The following is a 16517-nucleotide window of genomic DNA, read 5'->3' as shown; positions in this document are numbered from 1 at the left end:
GACCTTTCGGCATGGTCTTTGCCTTCCTGCGGAGGGCGATGGGCTTTCAATGCGCTGTTCAGAATTCCGCTTACGACAAAGCCAGCCTCTTTCTCGATGGTAACAAGGGTACGACATGAAAAAGGTGTGGGTGGTCTGTGAGGATTGCGAGTTTGTGGAGCGGTTGCATCACGCGGCGGGACAACTCGGTTTACAAACGACTGTCTTTTCCGATCTTACAACTTTAGCCGAAGCACCTTCTCAAGACAATCCGGCCATCATTTTCGTGGATTTGGACACATCGGTTCCGTCGGAAGCTCAGCTTGTTCGCACGGCCGCGCTTTTCCCCCGTACCCCACTCATCGCGCTATCCCGCCGCACTTTTCATCCTGAATTGGCGCAGGCCTTTGCCCAGCACCTTCGCGTGTGTCTTCGCAAGCCTGTGGACATGAACGAAGTAAGTTTTTGGCTGCGCTCGTTTACGCGGGACGCGCCATCGTGACGCTGTAGAAGCCTTTTCTTTCATGACCTTTCATAGAAAGGAGACGTTATGGGAACAACCTTACCATCGGAGGATGTGCTTGTGCGTATGCAGCGTGACCTCAAACGGGCGCTGCAAAGAGATCCCAAGCACGTGCGCTGGACCATGGTGATCGATCAGGGCAAGTGCACAGGGTGCCATGCCTGCACTCTTGGCTGTGTGGCGGAAAACAAACTGCCTCCAGGTGTCGTGTACCGCCCGGTCATTGAAGAGGAGGTGGGACGGTATCCTGCCGTGCGTCGTCGGTTTCTCCCTCGACCCTGCATGCACTGCCAGAACCCGCCGTGCACCAAGGTCTGTCCGGTCACCGCCACCTATGCCAATGCGCAAGGCGTCGTGGTCGTGGATTACAATCGCTGCATCGGATGTCGCTACTGTTTGGTGGCCTGCCCTTACTCGGCCCGCACTTCCGATTTCGGCGAATGGTATACCAAAGAAACCCCGGATGCCCCCTCGGTGCTCCTGGGACGTACGGCCGCGGCGCAAAGCTACGAAGCCCACCCTTCCACGGAATACGGACGCCGCTGGCCGCAGCGCGGCACAGGTTCTCCCATTGGCAACGCCCGAAAGTGCCATTTTTGTCTCCATCGCCTGTCCGCAGGCATGCTTCCCGCCTGCGTGACGACGTGCACGGCGAGGGCCACCTTTTTCGGAGATCGAAACGACCCGGAGAGCCTCGTGTACCACCTTTTGGGCTCACCCAGGGTCTTTGTGCTCAAACCAGAGCTGGGAACCCATCCTGCGGTCTATTACTTGAAATGAGAAAGGAGCTGCCATGCAACGCACTCGATTTTCTTTGTTCGTTGGCCTGGCCGTGTTGGGTCTCATCGTGGGCAGCTGGGGCATGGTCCAGCGGCTGATTCACGGCCTGAACCCCGTGGCTTTTGGATCTTACGTGCCCTGGGGCCTGTGGGTGGCTTTTTATCTGCTCTTTCTGGGGCTGTCCGCCGGGGCCTTTTTGGTCACCATTCTGGCATATGTGTTTGATATGGAAAGGTTCCATCGTCTTGGACGCCTGTCGGCCTACACGGTGCTCATCGTGCTGGTGTGTGAAGTGATTTTCATCACTTTGGATCTCGGGCGCATGAGCCGCATTTACCGGTTTCTCGTCACCCCCAACTTCAATTCGCTCATGACCTGGATGTTCGTTCTTTTTAATGCCATGCTTATCGTCTACGCTCTGAAGACCTTCTTCCTCATTCGAGGAGACCTGGTGGCCTGGTCCAAGGATCCTCAACGCAAAGGCCGTGGCTTTTATCGGCTCTTAGCTTTGGGCAAATCCAGCTACGGCCCCGACGACTATGGGCGCGACTACAGAATCGTGCACGGCCTATCGCTCATCAGTCTTCCCGTGGGTCTTTTGTTTTACGGCACCAACGGTGCCTTTTTCGCCATTCTCATGAACCGGCCCCTCTGGAACAGTGCACTCACACCCCTTCTTTTCATTGTGGCGGCCGTTCTGTCAGGAGGTGCCCTCATTGCCTTTCTCACCCATGTCTTTTTAAAAGACGACGAATTGGTCACGTCTTTGGGCCGAGCCGTGTTGTATTGCCTGCTGGTGTTTCTATTTCTGGAAGCTTTGCAATTCTTTGTCGGGTATCAAGCCAACGTACTCAGCGTGGTTGCCGCTCTCAATCTCATCGCTTTTGGGGACTACTGGTGGACGTTTTGGATCTTTCATCTCGGCCTGGGAAGCTTTATTCCTCTCCTCATTCTGCTCTTTCAAAAAGATTCTCCCGGTGCCGTAGCTTGGGCTTGTGCCCTGATCGTCCTGACTTTTTTGGCCGTCCGCTTCAACTTTGTGATTCCCGATCTGGCCGTCTATAAATTGGAAGGTCTGGAACATACTTTTTACCACCCTCGTCTTCGCACCCATTACACCCCTAACGTGAATGAATGGCTGGTCAGTGTGTGGGTCATTTCCCTAGGCTTGCTGATCTTCCTTTTGGGATCCCGCTGGCTGCCTGTCATTAATTCGGATCAACGAGGAGGGATGAAACATGCGCACTGAGGCTTCGTTCACCAAGAAAAGTAACGTGCTGGACCACTCCATGGAACGGCGTCAATTCCTCAAATGCTCAGCCCTTCTCGGGGGATCGGCCGCGGCGGCCTTGACCTTGCCCCGATGGTTTCCCGGCTTTGCCGACGACAACGCCTGGGCTCAAACCGACCCTAGTGGCCTGGAAACCAACGCCTTCAGTCACCATCTGCCGGAAAACCAAATCTTTTCCGTCTGCCAGCAGTGCAATACCAATTGCGGCATAAAAGTTAAGTTCGTGGACGGCAAAGTGGCCAAGATCGACGGAAACCCCTACAGTCCCTGGACCATGACCCCGCATATTCCTTACGAAACCCCCATCAGCGAGACGGGCACTGTGGAAGGCGGCATCTGCCCCAAGGGCCAGGCAGGCATTCAAACTCTCTACGACCCCTATCGCCTGGTCAAAGTTCTGAAAAGAGCCGGTAAACGCGGTGAAAACAAATGGAAGACCATCTCCTTTGAACAGGCTCTGGACGAGATTGTCAACGGAGGTGATCTCTTTGGCGAAGGCCACGTGGAAGGACTCAAGGATATCTGCGCCCTTCGAGACCCCAAGATAGCCAAAGCGTTGGCTCACGATGCGGACCTGGTGGCCTCCAAAAAGATGACTCTGGAAGAGTTCAAGACCAAACACGCTGCGAACCTTCATTATCTCATCGATCCCGACCATCCGGATCTGGGCCCCAAAAACAACCAGTTCTGTCTCAATTATGGCCGCCTCAAGCACGGCCGCAGTGAACTTCTCAAAAGGTTTGTCAACAAAGCCCTGGGATCCATTAACGTTCACGGCCACACCACCGTGTGCCAGGGATCTCTTTATTTCACCTGCAAGGCCATGAGCGTTCAGTTTGAAGAGGGCAAGTGGGGTAGCGGCAAAAAGTTTTACTGGCAGGCCGACACAGGCAACGCCGAATTCATCATCTTTGTGGGTGCCAACCCATATGAAGCCAATTATGGACCACCGTTGCGGGTACCCAAGATCACGCAAGGCATCATCGACGGCCGCCTCAAAATCGCCGTGGTAGACCCTCGGTGTTCCAAGACGGCCGCTCGAGCTTGGAAGTGGCTGCCTGTTGAACCCAACGGCGTGGCTGCGTTAGGCATGGCCATGATTCATTGGATTCTGGAAAACAAGCGCTTCGATGCGCGCTATCTGGCCAATGCCAACAAGGCTGCGGCGGATAAAAACCAAGAATCCACTTGGACTCAGGCGGCGTGGCTTGTCAAGATCGGTCCCAATGGCGAGCCGGGCACATTCCTGCGCGGATCCGATTTGGGAATGCCTCTGGAAAAACGTCCTAAAAAAGACGGCTCGGGCGAATGGGACCTTGATCCTTTCATGGTCATGAAAGGAGATGCCTTTGTCCCCTTTGACCCCAACGACACCAAGACGCCCGTGACAGGTGATCTTTTTGTGGACACGGAAGTGAACGGCCTGCGCGTTAAAAGCGTTCTGACCATTCTGCGCGAAGCCGCCGGCCGATTTTCCCTTTCCCAATGGGCCGAAAAGGCTGGAGTGAGCGAAAAGGACATTGTGGAACTGGCCCAGGAATTCACCAGCCACGGCAAACGAGCGGTCGCCGACTGCCACCGCGGCGTCTCCCAGCACACGTCCGGCTTCTACAACGTGCTCACCTGGATGACCCTCAACACCCTCATCGGCAACCACGACGCCATGGGCGGTCTGGCTCAGGCCAGCACCTATGACATCACGGGAAAAAAGGAAGGCAAGCCTTTCAATCTCAACGTTTTTGAAGGAAGCTTGAAAGGTTGGGGTATTTCCATTATTCGACATGGCAAAGTTTACGACAAAACCACTCTGTTTGATGGCTATCCGTCCAAAAGGGTCTGGTATCCTTTTTCCAGCGATGTTTACCAAGAAGTCATTCCCAGCATAGGAGACGCGTATCCGTATCCCATCAAGGCCCTCTTTCTTTACATGGGATCTCCGGTCTACGCCCTGCCAGCAGGCCACAAGCTGGTGGAAATCCTCTCGGATCCCAAAAAGATACCCCTCTTTTTTGTTTCCGACATCGTCGTTGGGGAAACATCCATGTACGCCGATTATATCTTTCCCGATTTGACCTATTTGGAACGGTGGGAATTTTCCGGCTCCCATCCTTCCGTGACGCCCAAGGTGGCTCCTTTTCGCCAGCCTGCTTCCGCGCCTTTGACGGACACGGTCACGGTGTTTGGAGAAAAAATGCCTTTGTCCTTGGAATCCTTAATCCTGGGACTGGCCGAAAAGATGCAACTTCCCGGTTTCGGAGAAGACGCCTTTGGACCCGGATTGCATCTCAAACGGGACGAGGATATGTATCTGCGCATGGTGGCCAACATCGCTCACGGCGATAAAGCGGACGGATCGGAACGGGTGCCGGCAGCTGATGCCGAAGAAATGCGTATTTTTGCCCAAGCCCGGCGACACCTGCCCGAAACGGTCTATCAGTTGGATCGCTGGAAAAAGGTGGTGGGAGCAGATCTGTGGCCCCATGTGGTCTATGTGCTCAATCGTGGCGGGCGCTTTCAAAGTTATTCGGCGGCCTACAAGGACGGAAAACTGACCAACAAATACGGCAAGATGGTGGGACTCTATATGGAAAAAATGGCCACCACGCGGCATTCCATGACAGGGAAGACCTACATTCCCCATGCGACTTTTGTGGAAGGGCCGTGTGATTGTCAAGGCAATCTCCTGGATGATGCGTCCAAAGGTTTTGATCTCACTCTCATCACTTACAAGGTTATCACCCAAACCAAGTCCCGCACCGTCAGCAACTACTGGCTCCAGGCCATTTACCCCGAAAACATGGTGGACATCTCCACCTATGACGCCCAGCGTCTGGGGCTCAAGGAAGGTGATCGCGTGCGCATCGTTTCCCCCACGAACTCTGAAGGAGAATGGGACCTGGGCCATGGACAGCGCAAACCCATGATTGGGCGCGTGCGCATCATGGAAGGTATACGGCCCGGCGTCATTGCCTTTTCCTTGGGACACGGCCATTGGGCCTACGGGGCGAGCGAGCTCGTCATCGACGGCCGCCGCATTCCGGCCGATTCCCGAAGAGCGACGGGATTACACGGTAATGCCGGCATGCGTGTAGATCCCATCTTGAAAAACACGGGTCTTGTGGATACGGTAGGAGGCAGCGCGGTCTTTTACCAAAGTCGCGTCAAGCTCATCAAAGTTTAGGGGGTCACATCTTGAATTGTGCCAAAGCGACGGTTCATCGCCCATGTTTTTTGTGGCAGCGCCCTAATTCCACCTATTCCCAGGGGAACGCTGCACAACGCAAGGTTTTTGCGTGACCACGGGCATGTGGACCATTGCCGGCTCTTGGGCTCGTGGCTCAAGCCGACTTCACAGGGACCGGTTGGCGCTTCAATGGAATCTCCACCTCATCGAAACGATGGCTCTGTCCCATGAGGACACGATGAAAGAAGGCTGTGAGACGGGCTGGGCATGAAAGACTTTGAGACGCTTTTGGTGGAATCGTCCGAAGCCCATGGTCATTTGTGTCCGGGCCAGGTCATAGGCGTGCGCATGGCCATGTTGGGCTGTCGTCTCATCGGATTGGATGAGCCGCGCAGCCCATCGCAAATCAAAAAATTTTTGGTCTACGTGGAAATGGACCGGTGCGCCGCCGACGCCATCGCGCACGTGACCGGTGTGAAACTTGGGCGACGCAGCTTGAAATTCATGGACTACGGCATCATGGCCGCCTCGTTTGTCCATCTTGAAAACGGCCGAGCCTTTCGAATCCTGTCCACGGAAGAGGCTCGGGATCTGGCCGCGGTCTATGCTCCGGAGGTGCATGGAAAATCCGCCCAGCAGCTCGAGGCTTATCGCCGTATGCCCGATGAATTGCTCTTTCGCGTGCAGGAAGTCGTGGTGCCCGTGAGGGAATGGGACTTGCCGGGGCCGACCCGCCGCAAGGTAGCGTGCGTGCGCTGTGGGCAAGTGGTTCGAGATGGCAAGGAAGTGATGGGACCCGAAGGTCCTTTGTGTATTCCCTGCGCCAAGGGCGGATATTTTAGGCCGCTGAGGGAGCTGTCCGTGGCGGCGGCTCTGCACGAAACGCCGCGAGGGTCGTCAAGTCAGGTTGAAGCGAAACCATCGTGAGGGGCATTCCATGAAAATGAAAGTTATTCCTGTCCAGGAAGCCGTCGGCACGAAACTGGCTCACGACATCACCGAAATTCGTCCCGGCGAATTTAAAGGCGCGGCGTTCCGTCGTGGGCATCAGGTCTGCGAGCAGGACATTTGTCATTTGCAAAAGCTCGGCAAGAACCACCTTTATGTTCTCGAATTGGACGAGGACGAAATCCACGAAGACGAGGCGGCCGCCATACTCGCCGACGCTCTCGCGGGCGACAATGTGGTGTGGGACCAAGGCCCTCGTGAGGGAAAGATCAACCTCAAGGCCGCCGTGGACGGGCTCTTTTGCGTCAACATTCCGGCCCTCGCCGCTTTTAACATGGTCGATGAGGTCATGTTTGCCACGTTGCACCACGGAACTCTGGTTAGCCGAGGCGATCAGGTGGCCGCGACACGAGCCATTCCTCTGGTGATGCCGCGGGCCGTCATCGAAAAAGCCGCAGCCATCGCGGCTGCCCACGGCGGCATCGTGTCCGTGCGGCCTCTTCGTGCGGCATCGGCCGCATTGATCATCACGGGCAGTGAAGTGTACCACGGCCTTATTGAAGACCGCTTCGCGCCCATTTTACAGAAAAAGTTGGAGGCCCTGGGTTCCGCCGTTCGCTTTCTTCGTTACGTTCCCGATCATGTGACTCAAATTCAAGGTGCCATTGAAGAGGCGCTGGTCCAGGGCTGCGACCTCCTGCTCATCACGGGGGGCATGAGCGTGGATCCCGACGATGTGACGCGGGCGGCCATCACGGCCGCTGGGGCCCAATCGATCCACTATGGTTCCGCCGTCCTGCCCGGTGCCATGATGCTTACGGCCCGTATCGGCACCGTGCCCGTTTTGGGCGTTCCGGCCTGCGCGTTGCATCACAAGGTCACCATCCTGGATGTGATCCTGCCGAGAGTCCTGGCTGGCGAAGAGGTGAATAAGACTCAGCTGGCCCTCCTGGGCCACGGCGGCCTATGTCGCGACTGCCCCCAATGCCGCTACCCCCATTGTCCCTTCGGCAAGGGTTCTTAGGCCAAAGTCATACCTACGCACTTTATGCCATCGGAAATAGCCTCCTAAGCAACCTCAAAGCAACATGACCGCTTTAAGCTTCTTCAATTCTTCATCGATCTGAGTGAGATAGGCGGAAGGCTGAGAGCTTGGTTGAGGCCTCCATGAATCGGCCCAGCTTCTGACACCGAGGAGTTTGACATAAAAAAATCGGAGGCCTCGCTGACAGCATGGGGCAGAACCTGACCACCCAATGGACCCGTATCGGCCAGCCTTTTGTCGCAGCGGCATATACTGCGAAACGTTGCAAAGCACTCTCTTGGACGAGCTGCCGGTTGGAACATGAATCCCTTCCCGACATTGATCTCAAAGCCTGGAACGTTCACAACGCGGTTGCAGAACCCCTAGAAGTCCTCTTCCGCACGAAGGGTTCGTTTTTCGCCTTGCTCGTAACCTCCACACTCCCGTAGACCGTTACGAACTTTGGGCGACAATTTCTTCGGAAACTTAAAAGGACCGTCCGGTTTTTTGATAATCTGCGGGTACGAGGCAGCTTCTCACCGAATGTTGGCAGCTCTGCTTAAGCAACGCCAAAACTTTCATGGCTTGATGCGCCGAACAACCTGAAAGGCGCCTATTTGCGAGCAGACAATGATCACCGTGGGTTAAGCGCTTCGACCTTTTCTTCCCGACCCATTCGTCGGGAATGGGATGGTAGACCGCACCTTGCAGACCAAAGCTTTCAAAAACAGCGAGGTTGACTTTGAAACGGCGACCCAGGCCATACGCAGGATGCTAGCTTGGAACATCGGTCTGTGGCGTGTATTGACCGGAATGACGGTGCACCATGTCAAGAGATAGCTAACCCAGCCATCCAGCCGAATCCCAGGAGAAATTTTGAGGTAAACCGTGCGCGCACCCGTGCAAGAGGACAAAGTGAACGCCGATGTGACGTCCCTCTGCGTTCGTAAGCCAAAAGGGCGCAGTATTGGGGACGATTTCCTACGCCGCGAAGGACCGCTTTGCGGCGCTGTTTCAGAAAAAGTTATCCAAGAATGACACCGAAAGGGTTTACGCCACGGCGCAAGCCACGCACATTCTCTAGATTCGCCCCGGAGGCTGTGGGCCAGAATGTGCCGTGAAGCTTGAGATCGACTTAGCTTTTCGGGCAACGGCTAAACTTGATGCAAGCGGCCGCCACAGCGCCAAACTCTCGCTTCCAGTTCCTGCCTGTGCCAACACGGCCAGCCCTCTCGAAGCCCATGGTTTTCCTGACGCCTAGATTGAGTTTTTCGGGTGACCACAGGTCTGGTTTATCAACGCCACCAGATATTCTCATAAGCCATCACATGGGTCATTGCGTCGACGCATGCCATGGACGACCGTCTCCGGCTTTGTCTTTCAGTACTCAAGGAATGCTATGTAAACATATCAAACCTTTTCGTACGACGATCAGACGCTTGGCTGAATGATGCGCGCGGCCCCTGTTAGGATACGCTCCCCGATGCTTACCTCCAGGGGGAATGCCTCCTTCGGGTCCCCCGTTTGCAAATGCTTCAAGAATTGGACATGGGCGCGCCTGAACACCTTCTGGAGACATCTTTTTGTCGAAATGTCAACGCATCGCCACACAAACGTCATGGCCGTACACGAAACTCAGGGTTGGTGTGAAAAGGAAAGTGCAAACAAGTCGGCCAAAGAAAGGAGAAAGAACTCGAATCATTGGGCACGAACACCACAACTGAATTTCTTGTATGAAGCCTTATAACAAGGAGACAAAACCATGATTCGCCGATCTTTCAAGATCTCACTGGTATCTCGGATCACGGGCATCCTCGTTATGATTTTCACTTTAGTGGCAGCGCCACTGATGGCCAATGCTGCCAAGAATCTCATTGTCATGGTTCCTGATGGAGCCGGGGCCACGCACACGACCCTTGCCCGATGGGTCAAGGAATCCCACAAGCTTGCCGTAGACTCCATGGTCGTGGGTGCCGTGCGCACCTATGCAGCGAATTCCATGGTTACCGGATCAGCTGCATCGGGCACGGCATTCGCAACCGGGCACAAAACCAGCATCAAGTTTATTGGGGTTCTTCCCGGCCCGGTGACTATTCCCGGAGTTGATCCCCTTCCTGAGGACATGCAGTATACACCTGTGGCCACGGTCTTGGAAGGAGCCAAGCTCATGGGAAAAGCCACGGGCCTTGTGGCCACATCCAACATCCAGCATGCCACACCGGCCGCATACTCCGCCCACTGGCCCGATCGAAAAAATTATAACGAAATCGCCGAACAGCAAGTTTACCAAGACATCGACGTGGTCTTGGGCGGCGGTAAGCGTTATCTTGTGCCTGAATTCCAGGGTGGAGCCCGCACCGATGGCGAAAATCTCCTTGAGGTGCTTCAGGAACGCGGGGTCACCATCGTGGAAACTCGAGATGATCTGCTCAACGCCACGGCGGATCGCCTTTGGGGACTCTTTGCTTGGAACGCCATGCGGCGCGACATTGACCGAGCCGAATTCGCTCCCCATGAACCTTCCCTGGCAGAGATGACTCAAAAGGCCCTCGACATTCTGTCCAGAAATCCACAGGGGTTTTTCCTCTTTGTAGAAGGCAGTCAAATCGACTGGTCTTCCCACGGCAATGACCCGGTCGGGGTCGTGACAGAGTACTTAGCCTCTGATGCTGCTGTGCAGGTCGCTCTCGACTTTGCCACCCAGCATGGGGACACTGCCATCCTTGTTTTTTCCGATCATGGAAATGGCGGCATGAGCCTCGGGAATACCCTGACTAACAATAATTACACCCAAATGAGTTTCGAATCCGTCGTGCAAGCTCTGAGAGGAGCCAAGCTGACCGCAGAAGGCGTGGCCAAGAAAATCGGAGATGACCGCAGTGACGCGCACATCCGAAGCGTTTTGAGTGCTTATTGGGCTTTGGAGGACCTGAGCGAAAAAGAAATCCGATCCATTCAAGATGCCGAAGCAAATTCTTTAAGCCGGGCCCTGGCCCATCTCATAAGTGTCCGTTCCAATGTCGGCTGGACCACAACCGGTCACACGGGCGAGGATCTTTTCTTTTACCACTATGGCCTAAATGTCCCGACCGGCACTGTTGAAAATACGGACTTAGCCCATATTTCGGCTTCCGTGCTGGGCTTCTCGCTGGCGGATGTTGACACACGGCTTTATCGCTCGGCCGAGGCGGTGGCCGCTGAATATGGAGCCACCCTGTCCATTGATCAATCAGGTCCTGAAAACCCCACACTGGTTCTGCGAAACGGCTGGACGGCGCGCTTTCCCTTTGCCAAGGACTTATTGATTCTGGACGGAGACGTCTTTCGGCTCAAGGCACCCACCGTCTACGCCCCCCAAACGGGCAAAGTCTACATCAACTTGGAACTGGAATAGCACCACGTACCACGCCTCGGTTCTGGAGATGGGAACGACCCCAGGCCGAGCTGTTCATCGCTAGGCCCACCGTGGTTTTTCACACCGTTGGGGCAACCCCCGATCGGGAGGGTCGCTGGAAAACATGGGTCCTAGAGTCCCGTTTAGGACAAAAACGGTGTGGCCCACGTGACCACGAGGCCAGCCGCCCCTTCGGGGTTCTACCCGTATTGGCGCAGCGGTCTTAGCCACAAAGGATTGTACGACCACGCAGCGGCTCTCGTATGTCGGCCCAAGTCTTTCCCTGGGCGTTGTGATGGACAAAAAAGGTCTTGCAGGTGCAAAAGTCAGCCAGGCAAGAAAAAAGCCGCAGCGCCGTTTTCGGCGCTGCGGCTTTGGTCATCTTTCATGGTGCCGAAGGCCGGACTCGAACCGGCACGGGTCTCCCCACCACCCCCTCAAGATGGCGTGTCTACCAAATTCCACCACTTCGGCACGTCAAGGATGGCAAGCGTGGATTATAGCAGCCTTTTTGGGCAGTGCAAGGGTTTATTGCGTGGGCTTCCCTTGCACGCCGGATGGCGCTTCGGGCTCTACTGGCGCTGCTGTATCCGGTTGGGCCGCGGGTTGGGCAGCTTCTTGGCCCTTGGGCGGCGGCGTCACCGGTTGGGTTTCCACCGTACTGGGCGCCGAAGCCGGTTGCACAGGTTTCGCTTCGGGCAGCAGCGGCTCTTCCTTGACCGGGACCTTGTCCATGACGGACTTTGTGTGTACCTGCCCTGATAGATACGTCAGGCCCAGACATGTGAGCATAAACACCACGGCCGCCAGAGTGGTCAGCTTGCCCAAAAAGGTGGTGCCGCCTGTGCTGCCAAAAAGGGTCTGGGAACTGCCTCCAAAGACGGCCCCGATTTCCGCGCCGCGCCCCGTCTGCAAAAGCACGATGAAGATCAGCGCCAGACAGGCCAGAACATGAAAGGTGATCAGAATCGTTTGCATCAGCCGTTTCCCGCACTCCTTGTGAATTGCACGATCCGGGCAAAGGAGGACGCCTTTAGGCTCGCTCCCCCCACCAAGGCTCCGTCGATGTCGGGCTGAGCCATGAGATCGTCCACATTGTCCGGTTTGACGGAGCCTCCATACAATATCCGCACGCCGTTGGCAACCGCTTTGTCAAAGCGCTTTTCCAGCCATTGGCGCACAAATGCGTGCGCTTCCTGGGCCTGCTGCGGCGTGGCCGTTTTGCCCGTCCCGATGGCCCAAACCGGTTCATAGGCAATGACCAGGGCATCCGCCGATGGCACGGACACCTTGTCCAGAGCCGCCGTCAACTGGCGCTGCAGCACCTCTTCCGTCAAACCCGCTTCCCGTTCCTCGATCTTTTCCCCGATGCACACAATGGGCACCACGCCGCGAGCCAAAGCTGCTGCGGTCTTCAGGCCGATCCATTCATCAGGTTCCCCGAAAATGTGGCGTCTTTCCGAATGCCCCACAATCACGTAACGACATCCCGTCTCCCGAATCATGCTCAGGGATACCTCCCCGGTGAAGGCTCCCTGAGGCTCCCAATGGCAATTTTGCGCGGCCAGAGAGAAGCCCGCTGCGGCCATGGTTTCCCGAAGCGGCCACAAATGGGTAAAGGGCGGTGCGATGAGCACCTCACGATCCTGAGAGCTTCCCACCCTTTCATGAAGCGCGGCGATAAAGGAGATTGCCTCCGCCACGCTTAGGTGCATCTTCCAGTTGGCCGCCATAAGAGGTGTGCGCGCATTGGTCGACATGGCTACTCCTTACCCATACAGGCTTCCAGGGCCTCGATGCCTGGCAAAATTTTCCCCTCCATCATTTCCAAAAAGGCGCCGCCTCCCGTGGACACATAGTTGACCTTGTCGGCCGCTCCGGCCCTCTTGACCGCACTGGCCGAATCACCACCCCCGATCACCGTCAGGGCCTTGCAAGAACCCAAGTATGCCGCCAGGGCAAAGGTGCTCTTTTCAAAGGGCGGCGTTTCAAAGGCGCCCAAGGGTCCGTTCCAGACGATGGTGGCACATTCTTGCAACGCTTCCTGGATCGCCTTGAGCGTCTTTTCTCCCACATCATAGATGCCGACATTTTCGGGCACAGCTGTCACGTCCACGGTGGTGGCCTGCGCTCCAGATTCCAGAGCAGGTGCCACCACGACATCCACGGGCAAGAGCACACGGACGCCGCGCTTTTTCGCCAACCCCAACAGCTCGTTGGCCTTGCCCAAAAAATCGTCTTCCACCATGGACTTTCCCACTCCGTACCCTTGCGCCTTGAGAAAGGTGTTGGCCATGGCCCCGCCGATCACCAAATGATCCACGCGAGGAATCAGGTTTTCCAGCACGCCGATTTTGGTGGACACTTTGGCCCCGCCGATCACCACGGCCAGCGGGCGTTCAGGATTTTCCACAGACTTTTTGAAGTATTCCAACTCCTTGGCCAGTTGATAGCCCGCCGCACACACCGCCACGTGCTTTGTGATGCCGTGCACCGAGGCGTGAGCGCGATGGGAAACGGCAAAGGCGTCATTGACGTAGACGTCAGCCAACGACGCCAGTTCTTTGGAAAAGCCAGGATCGTTCTTTTCTTCTTCCGGATGAAACCGAAGGTTTTCCAAAAGGAGAACCCCTCCTGCCGGCAACCCTGCCACCATGGCGCGCACTTCCGGCCCGATGCAATCGGGGGCCAGAGGAACATCCCGACCTAGAAGCACCGCAAGGTGCCGCGCCACAGGGGCCAGGCTCATCTCCGAAACCACCTTGCCCTTGGGCCTGCCCAAATGGGACGCTAGAACGGCCTTTCCCCCACCATCTATCACTTTCTTTAAGGTGGGCAGAATGGCCTGAATTCGGGCATCATCGGCTACTCGGCCGTCCTTTTTGTCCAAAGGCACGTTGAAGTCCACGCGGAGAAACACGCGCTTTCCCGAAACGTCCACAAGATCCAACGTCTTCATGGTTCGCCCCTCCCGCGTTTTTCGAACCACTCGAAAAACTTATCGAGCGAAACCTCCCCTCACAGCTCCTTGCCCATGTGCAGGGCCAGGTCCACTAAACGGTTGGAATAGCCGTACTCGTTGTCGTACCAGCTGAGGACCTTGACCATGCGCTTTTCGATGACCTTAGTGAGCGGCGCATCCACGCTGGACGAGTAGGTGGAGTGGTTGAAATCCACTGACACCAGTTCTTCGTCCACATAACGCAAAATGCCCTTCATGTGCCCATCGGCGGCTTCCTTCATGGCTTGATTGACCGCTTCCACCGTGGTGTCCGTTTCCACGCGGCAGACCACGTCCACAATGGACACATTTGGCGTGGGCACACGAATGGCCATTCCGTCCAGTTTGCCCTTCAGTTCCGGAATAACTTCGGCCACCGCCGAGGCCGCTCCGGTGGTGGTGGGCACCATGGAAAGAGCCGCCGCGCGAGCCCTCCGCAGATCCTTGTGCAGCGCATCCAAAAGCCTTTGATCCATGGTGTAAGAATGGACGGTGGTCATTAGACCGTGTTCGACGCCGAACCGGTCATGCAGCACGCGAATGATGGGCGCCAAACAGTTGGTGGTGCAGGACGCGTTGGAGACGATGTGATGCTTCGCGGGATCGTACTGATCCTCATTGACACCCATGACAAAAGTGGCGTCCATTCCCTTGCCCGGCGCTCCAACGATGACCTTTCGAGCCCCTGCATCCATGTGTTTGAGGCAGCTCTCCTTGTCTCGAAACCGACCGCTGGTCTCCAACACAATGTCCACCCCCAGATCCCTCCAGGGAGCCTGGCTTGGATCGCCCACCTTGAGGCACTTGTATCCCTTGCCGTCCACATAGATCTGGTCGTCGTCCGCAGAAATATCGCGATGCCAGGTGCCGTGCACGGAATCGTAGCGCAACAGATACGCCAGTTCCGAAGGACTTCCCAGGTCGTTGACCGCCACCACGTCCAAAGGACTGGCGCGATCTACAATAGCGCGAAAGACCATGCGACCGATTCGCCCGAAACCGTTGATTGCAACCCTTATGGACATCTTTTTCTCCTTTTTCCCGTGGAATTAGCGCAACATCTTGGCAATACTAACCGTTCGATCGCCCAGCATGTTGGTGTAGCTTCCCAGTTCGTTGTCGTACCAGCCGTAAATCACGGCCTGCGTCACCGGAATTTGAATGATTCGTGCCTGTTGTTCCGCGTCCATGGCTTTGCCAGCCTGTTCGAGGGCCTGTTCCACATCGGAGGCCGTCCCTTGTTCTTTGGACAGGGCGGCGCAGACGTTGAGCACATGGTTGAGGTCGAATCTTACCGCGGCGGTGCGCGTATGGGTCTCATGGCCTTCGATGACCGCGGCCGCTCTGGGCAGGCCGATGATATCGGACGAGACGTTTTGCTCGTCCGAGTACAAAAGGTACCCGTCGGGAAAATGGCTTTGCGCCTTTCGGTAAATGTCGTTAATGAGGTGGCGGTTGATGGGGTTTTTCATGCTTTCGTCTTGAATGAGTACCACCAAAATGATCAAGGATCCCGTCGTCACCGGCACCCGCACCGATTCGGCGATAAAGCCGATCTCTTTCATTTCGGGAATGACCAATCCCAAAGCTTTGGCCGCTCCGGTGGTGGTCAGAATGATGTTGTTGAACACGGAGCGCGTCTTTCTAAGATCGTCCGCCTTGGCCTTGGGTGCGCGATCCAACACTTGCTGTGAGGATGTGGCCGCATGAACGGTGGCCATGGAGGCGGACAGAATGCGCTTGGGACCGAAATAGTCCAAAAGGGGTTTGACCATGTAAGCCAAACACGTTGTGGTACACGATGCGTTGGACACGATGACATGGCGTTTGGGATCAAAGTCCGCATCGTTGATGCCCATAACCGTCGTCACCACATCGGGCGGCATCTCTTTGGACTTGTCCTTGATCTTGAAGGGCGCCGACACGATCACTTTGCGCGCGCCCGCCACCAAGTGCCCTCGCACCGATCCCTTGGGAGCTTCCGCCGGCACCGTGGGGTCGACAAAAGCGCCCGTGGCGTCCACCACCACTTCCACGCCGTGATCTTTCCAGCCAATATCGGCGGGATTGCGAGCCGAGCGCAAAAAGGTGGCCTTGACACCGTTGATACGCATGGAGCCCTCTTGGTCGTTGAGCTCTTCGATGACCCGCGAAGCTCGACAGCCGTACAGAAAGTGGTGCAGCCTTCCGTAGGTGGAATCCTTTTCGATGAAAAGAGCGATGTCCTCCAGGCTTTTTCCCACTTCTCGGCCGATGTTGACCACCAACTCGGAAAAGTATTGCCGTTCCGCGTGATGCCAGATGCTCAACTTAGCAATCCGGCCCAACCCGTTGATGCCCAATTTTTGAGGGACCATCTTGTCTTGATCGCCCATACGCTCCTCCCCTGTCCA

General features: G+C 56.1%; 12 protein-coding genes and 1 tRNA gene. 7 read left to right on the top strand and 6 right to left on the bottom strand.

What is annotated here, in order from left to right; translation table 11 throughout:
- Window positions 1-115: 115 nt before the first annotated feature.
- From EDC27_RS11545 to EDC27_RS11510, 7 genes are all read left to right on the top strand, one after another.
- A complete protein-coding gene (locus EDC27_RS11545) occupies window positions 116-481 on the top strand; it encodes a response regulator (RefSeq protein ID WP_123290760.1) in 366 nt (121 codons plus the stop codon).
- Window positions 482-529: 48 nt separating this feature from the next.
- Window positions 530-1282, top strand: a complete 753-nt coding sequence (locus EDC27_RS11540) for a 4Fe-4S dicluster domain-containing protein (RefSeq protein WP_123290759.1) — start codon at window positions 530-532, stop codon at window positions 1280-1282.
- Window positions 1283-1295: 13 nt separating this feature from the next.
- Window positions 1296-2531 (top strand): NrfD/PsrC family molybdoenzyme membrane anchor subunit, encoded by a 1236-nt coding sequence (nrfD, locus tag EDC27_RS11535; protein ID WP_123290758.1) that lies wholly within the window; start codon window positions 1296-1298, stop codon window positions 2529-2531.
- Window positions 2521-5754, top strand: coding sequence for a molybdopterin-dependent oxidoreductase (locus EDC27_RS11530; protein ID WP_170161775.1), 3234 nt, complete (start codon window positions 2521-2523; stop codon window positions 5752-5754). The genes nrfD and EDC27_RS11530 overlap by 11 nt, the downstream gene beginning before the upstream one ends.
- 270 nt (window positions 5755-6024) lie before the next feature.
- Window positions 6025-6684, top strand: coding sequence for an FmdE family protein (locus tag EDC27_RS11525; RefSeq protein ID WP_123290757.1), 660 nt, complete (start codon window positions 6025-6027; stop codon window positions 6682-6684).
- Window positions 6685-6694: 10 nt separating this feature from the next.
- The gene (locus EDC27_RS11520; protein ID WP_123290756.1) at window positions 6695-7729 is read left to right on the top strand and encodes a molybdopterin-binding protein; all 1035 of its coding nucleotides are present in this window, start codon (window positions 6695-6697) and stop codon (window positions 7727-7729) included.
- A gap of 1762 nt (window positions 7730-9491) precedes the next feature.
- Window positions 9492-11123: an alkaline phosphatase gene (locus EDC27_RS11510; protein WP_123290754.1), complete on the top strand. Its 1632-nt coding sequence runs from the start codon at window positions 9492-9494 to the stop codon at window positions 11121-11123.
- Between the two features lie 388 nt (window positions 11124-11511).
- Here EDC27_RS11510 and EDC27_RS11505 read toward each other — a convergent pair.
- From EDC27_RS11505 to EDC27_RS11480, 6 genes are all read right to left on the bottom strand, one after another.
- A tRNA-Leu gene (locus EDC27_RS11505) sits at window positions 11512-11597 on the bottom strand.
- Between the two features lie 54 nt (window positions 11598-11651).
- Window positions 11652-12101, bottom strand: coding sequence for a preprotein translocase subunit SecG (gene secG / locus EDC27_RS11500; RefSeq protein WP_123290753.1), 450 nt, complete (start codon window positions 12099-12101; stop codon window positions 11652-11654).
- A complete protein-coding gene (gene tpiA, locus EDC27_RS16570) occupies window positions 12101-12883 on the bottom strand; it encodes a triose-phosphate isomerase (protein WP_123290752.1) in 783 nt (260 codons plus the stop codon). The genes secG and tpiA overlap by 1 nt, the downstream gene beginning before the upstream one ends.
- Before the next feature lie 2 nt (window positions 12884-12885).
- On the bottom strand, window positions 12886-14082 hold the full coding sequence (locus EDC27_RS16565) for a phosphoglycerate kinase (protein WP_123290751.1): 1197 nt from the start codon (window positions 14080-14082) through the stop codon (window positions 12886-12888).
- Between the two features lie 59 nt (window positions 14083-14141).
- Window positions 14142-15149 (bottom strand): type I glyceraldehyde-3-phosphate dehydrogenase, encoded by a 1008-nt coding sequence (gap, locus tag EDC27_RS11485; protein ID WP_123290750.1) that lies wholly within the window; start codon window positions 15147-15149, stop codon window positions 14142-14144.
- Window positions 15150-15173: 24 nt separating this feature from the next.
- Window positions 15174-16499, bottom strand: a complete 1326-nt coding sequence (locus EDC27_RS11480; RefSeq protein WP_123290749.1) for a type I glyceraldehyde-3-phosphate dehydrogenase — start codon at window positions 16497-16499, stop codon at window positions 15174-15176.
- Window positions 16500-16517 lie beyond the last annotated feature (18 nt).

Source organism: Desulfosoma caldarium, assembly GCF_003751385.1.
In the GTDB taxonomy this organism is placed as follows: domain Bacteria; phylum Desulfobacterota; class Syntrophobacteria; order Syntrophobacterales; family DSM-9756; genus Desulfosoma; species Desulfosoma caldarium.
Note: the sequence above shows the minus strand (reverse complement) of the source record. Positions and strands in the feature narration are given on the sequence as shown.

What these genes read in the sequence shown, in the direction of transcription:
- EDC27_RS11545 (WP_123290760.1), top strand. Translation starts at nt 116, where the DNA reads ATGAAAAAGGTGTGGGTGGTCTGTGAGGATTGCGAGTTTGTGGAGCGG.
- EDC27_RS11540 (WP_123290759.1), top strand. Translation starts at nt 530, where the DNA reads ATGGGAACAACCTTACCATCGGAGGATGTGCTTGTGCGTATGCAGCGT.
- nrfD (WP_123290758.1), top strand. Translation starts at nt 1,296, where the DNA reads ATGCAACGCACTCGATTTTCTTTGTTCGTTGGCCTGGCCGTGTTGGGT.
- EDC27_RS11530 (WP_170161775.1), top strand. Translation starts at nt 2,521, where the DNA reads ATGCGCACTGAGGCTTCGTTCACCAAGAAAAGTAACGTGCTGGACCAC.
- EDC27_RS11525 (WP_123290757.1), top strand. Translation starts at nt 6,025, where the DNA reads ATGAAAGACTTTGAGACGCTTTTGGTGGAATCGTCCGAAGCCCATGGT.
- EDC27_RS11520 (WP_123290756.1), top strand. Translation starts at nt 6,695, where the DNA reads ATGAAAATGAAAGTTATTCCTGTCCAGGAAGCCGTCGGCACGAAACTG.
- EDC27_RS11510 (WP_123290754.1), top strand. Translation starts at nt 9,492, where the DNA reads ATGATTCGCCGATCTTTCAAGATCTCACTGGTATCTCGGATCACGGGC.
- secG (WP_123290753.1), bottom strand. Translation starts at nt 12,101, where the DNA reads ATGCAAACGATTCTGATCACCTTTCATGTTCTGGCCTGTCTGGCGCTG.
- tpiA (WP_123290752.1), bottom strand. Translation starts at nt 12,883, where the DNA reads ATGTCGACCAATGCGCGCACACCTCTTATGGCGGCCAACTGGAAGATG.
- EDC27_RS16565 (WP_123290751.1), bottom strand. Translation starts at nt 14,082, where the DNA reads ATGAAGACGTTGGATCTTGTGGACGTTTCGGGAAAGCGCGTGTTTCTC.
- gap (WP_123290750.1), bottom strand. Translation starts at nt 15,149, where the DNA reads ATGTCCATAAGGGTTGCAATCAACGGTTTCGGGCGAATCGGTCGCATG.
- EDC27_RS11480 (WP_123290749.1), bottom strand. Translation starts at nt 16,499, where the DNA reads ATGGGCGATCAAGACAAGATGGTCCCTCAAAAATTGGGCATCAACGGG.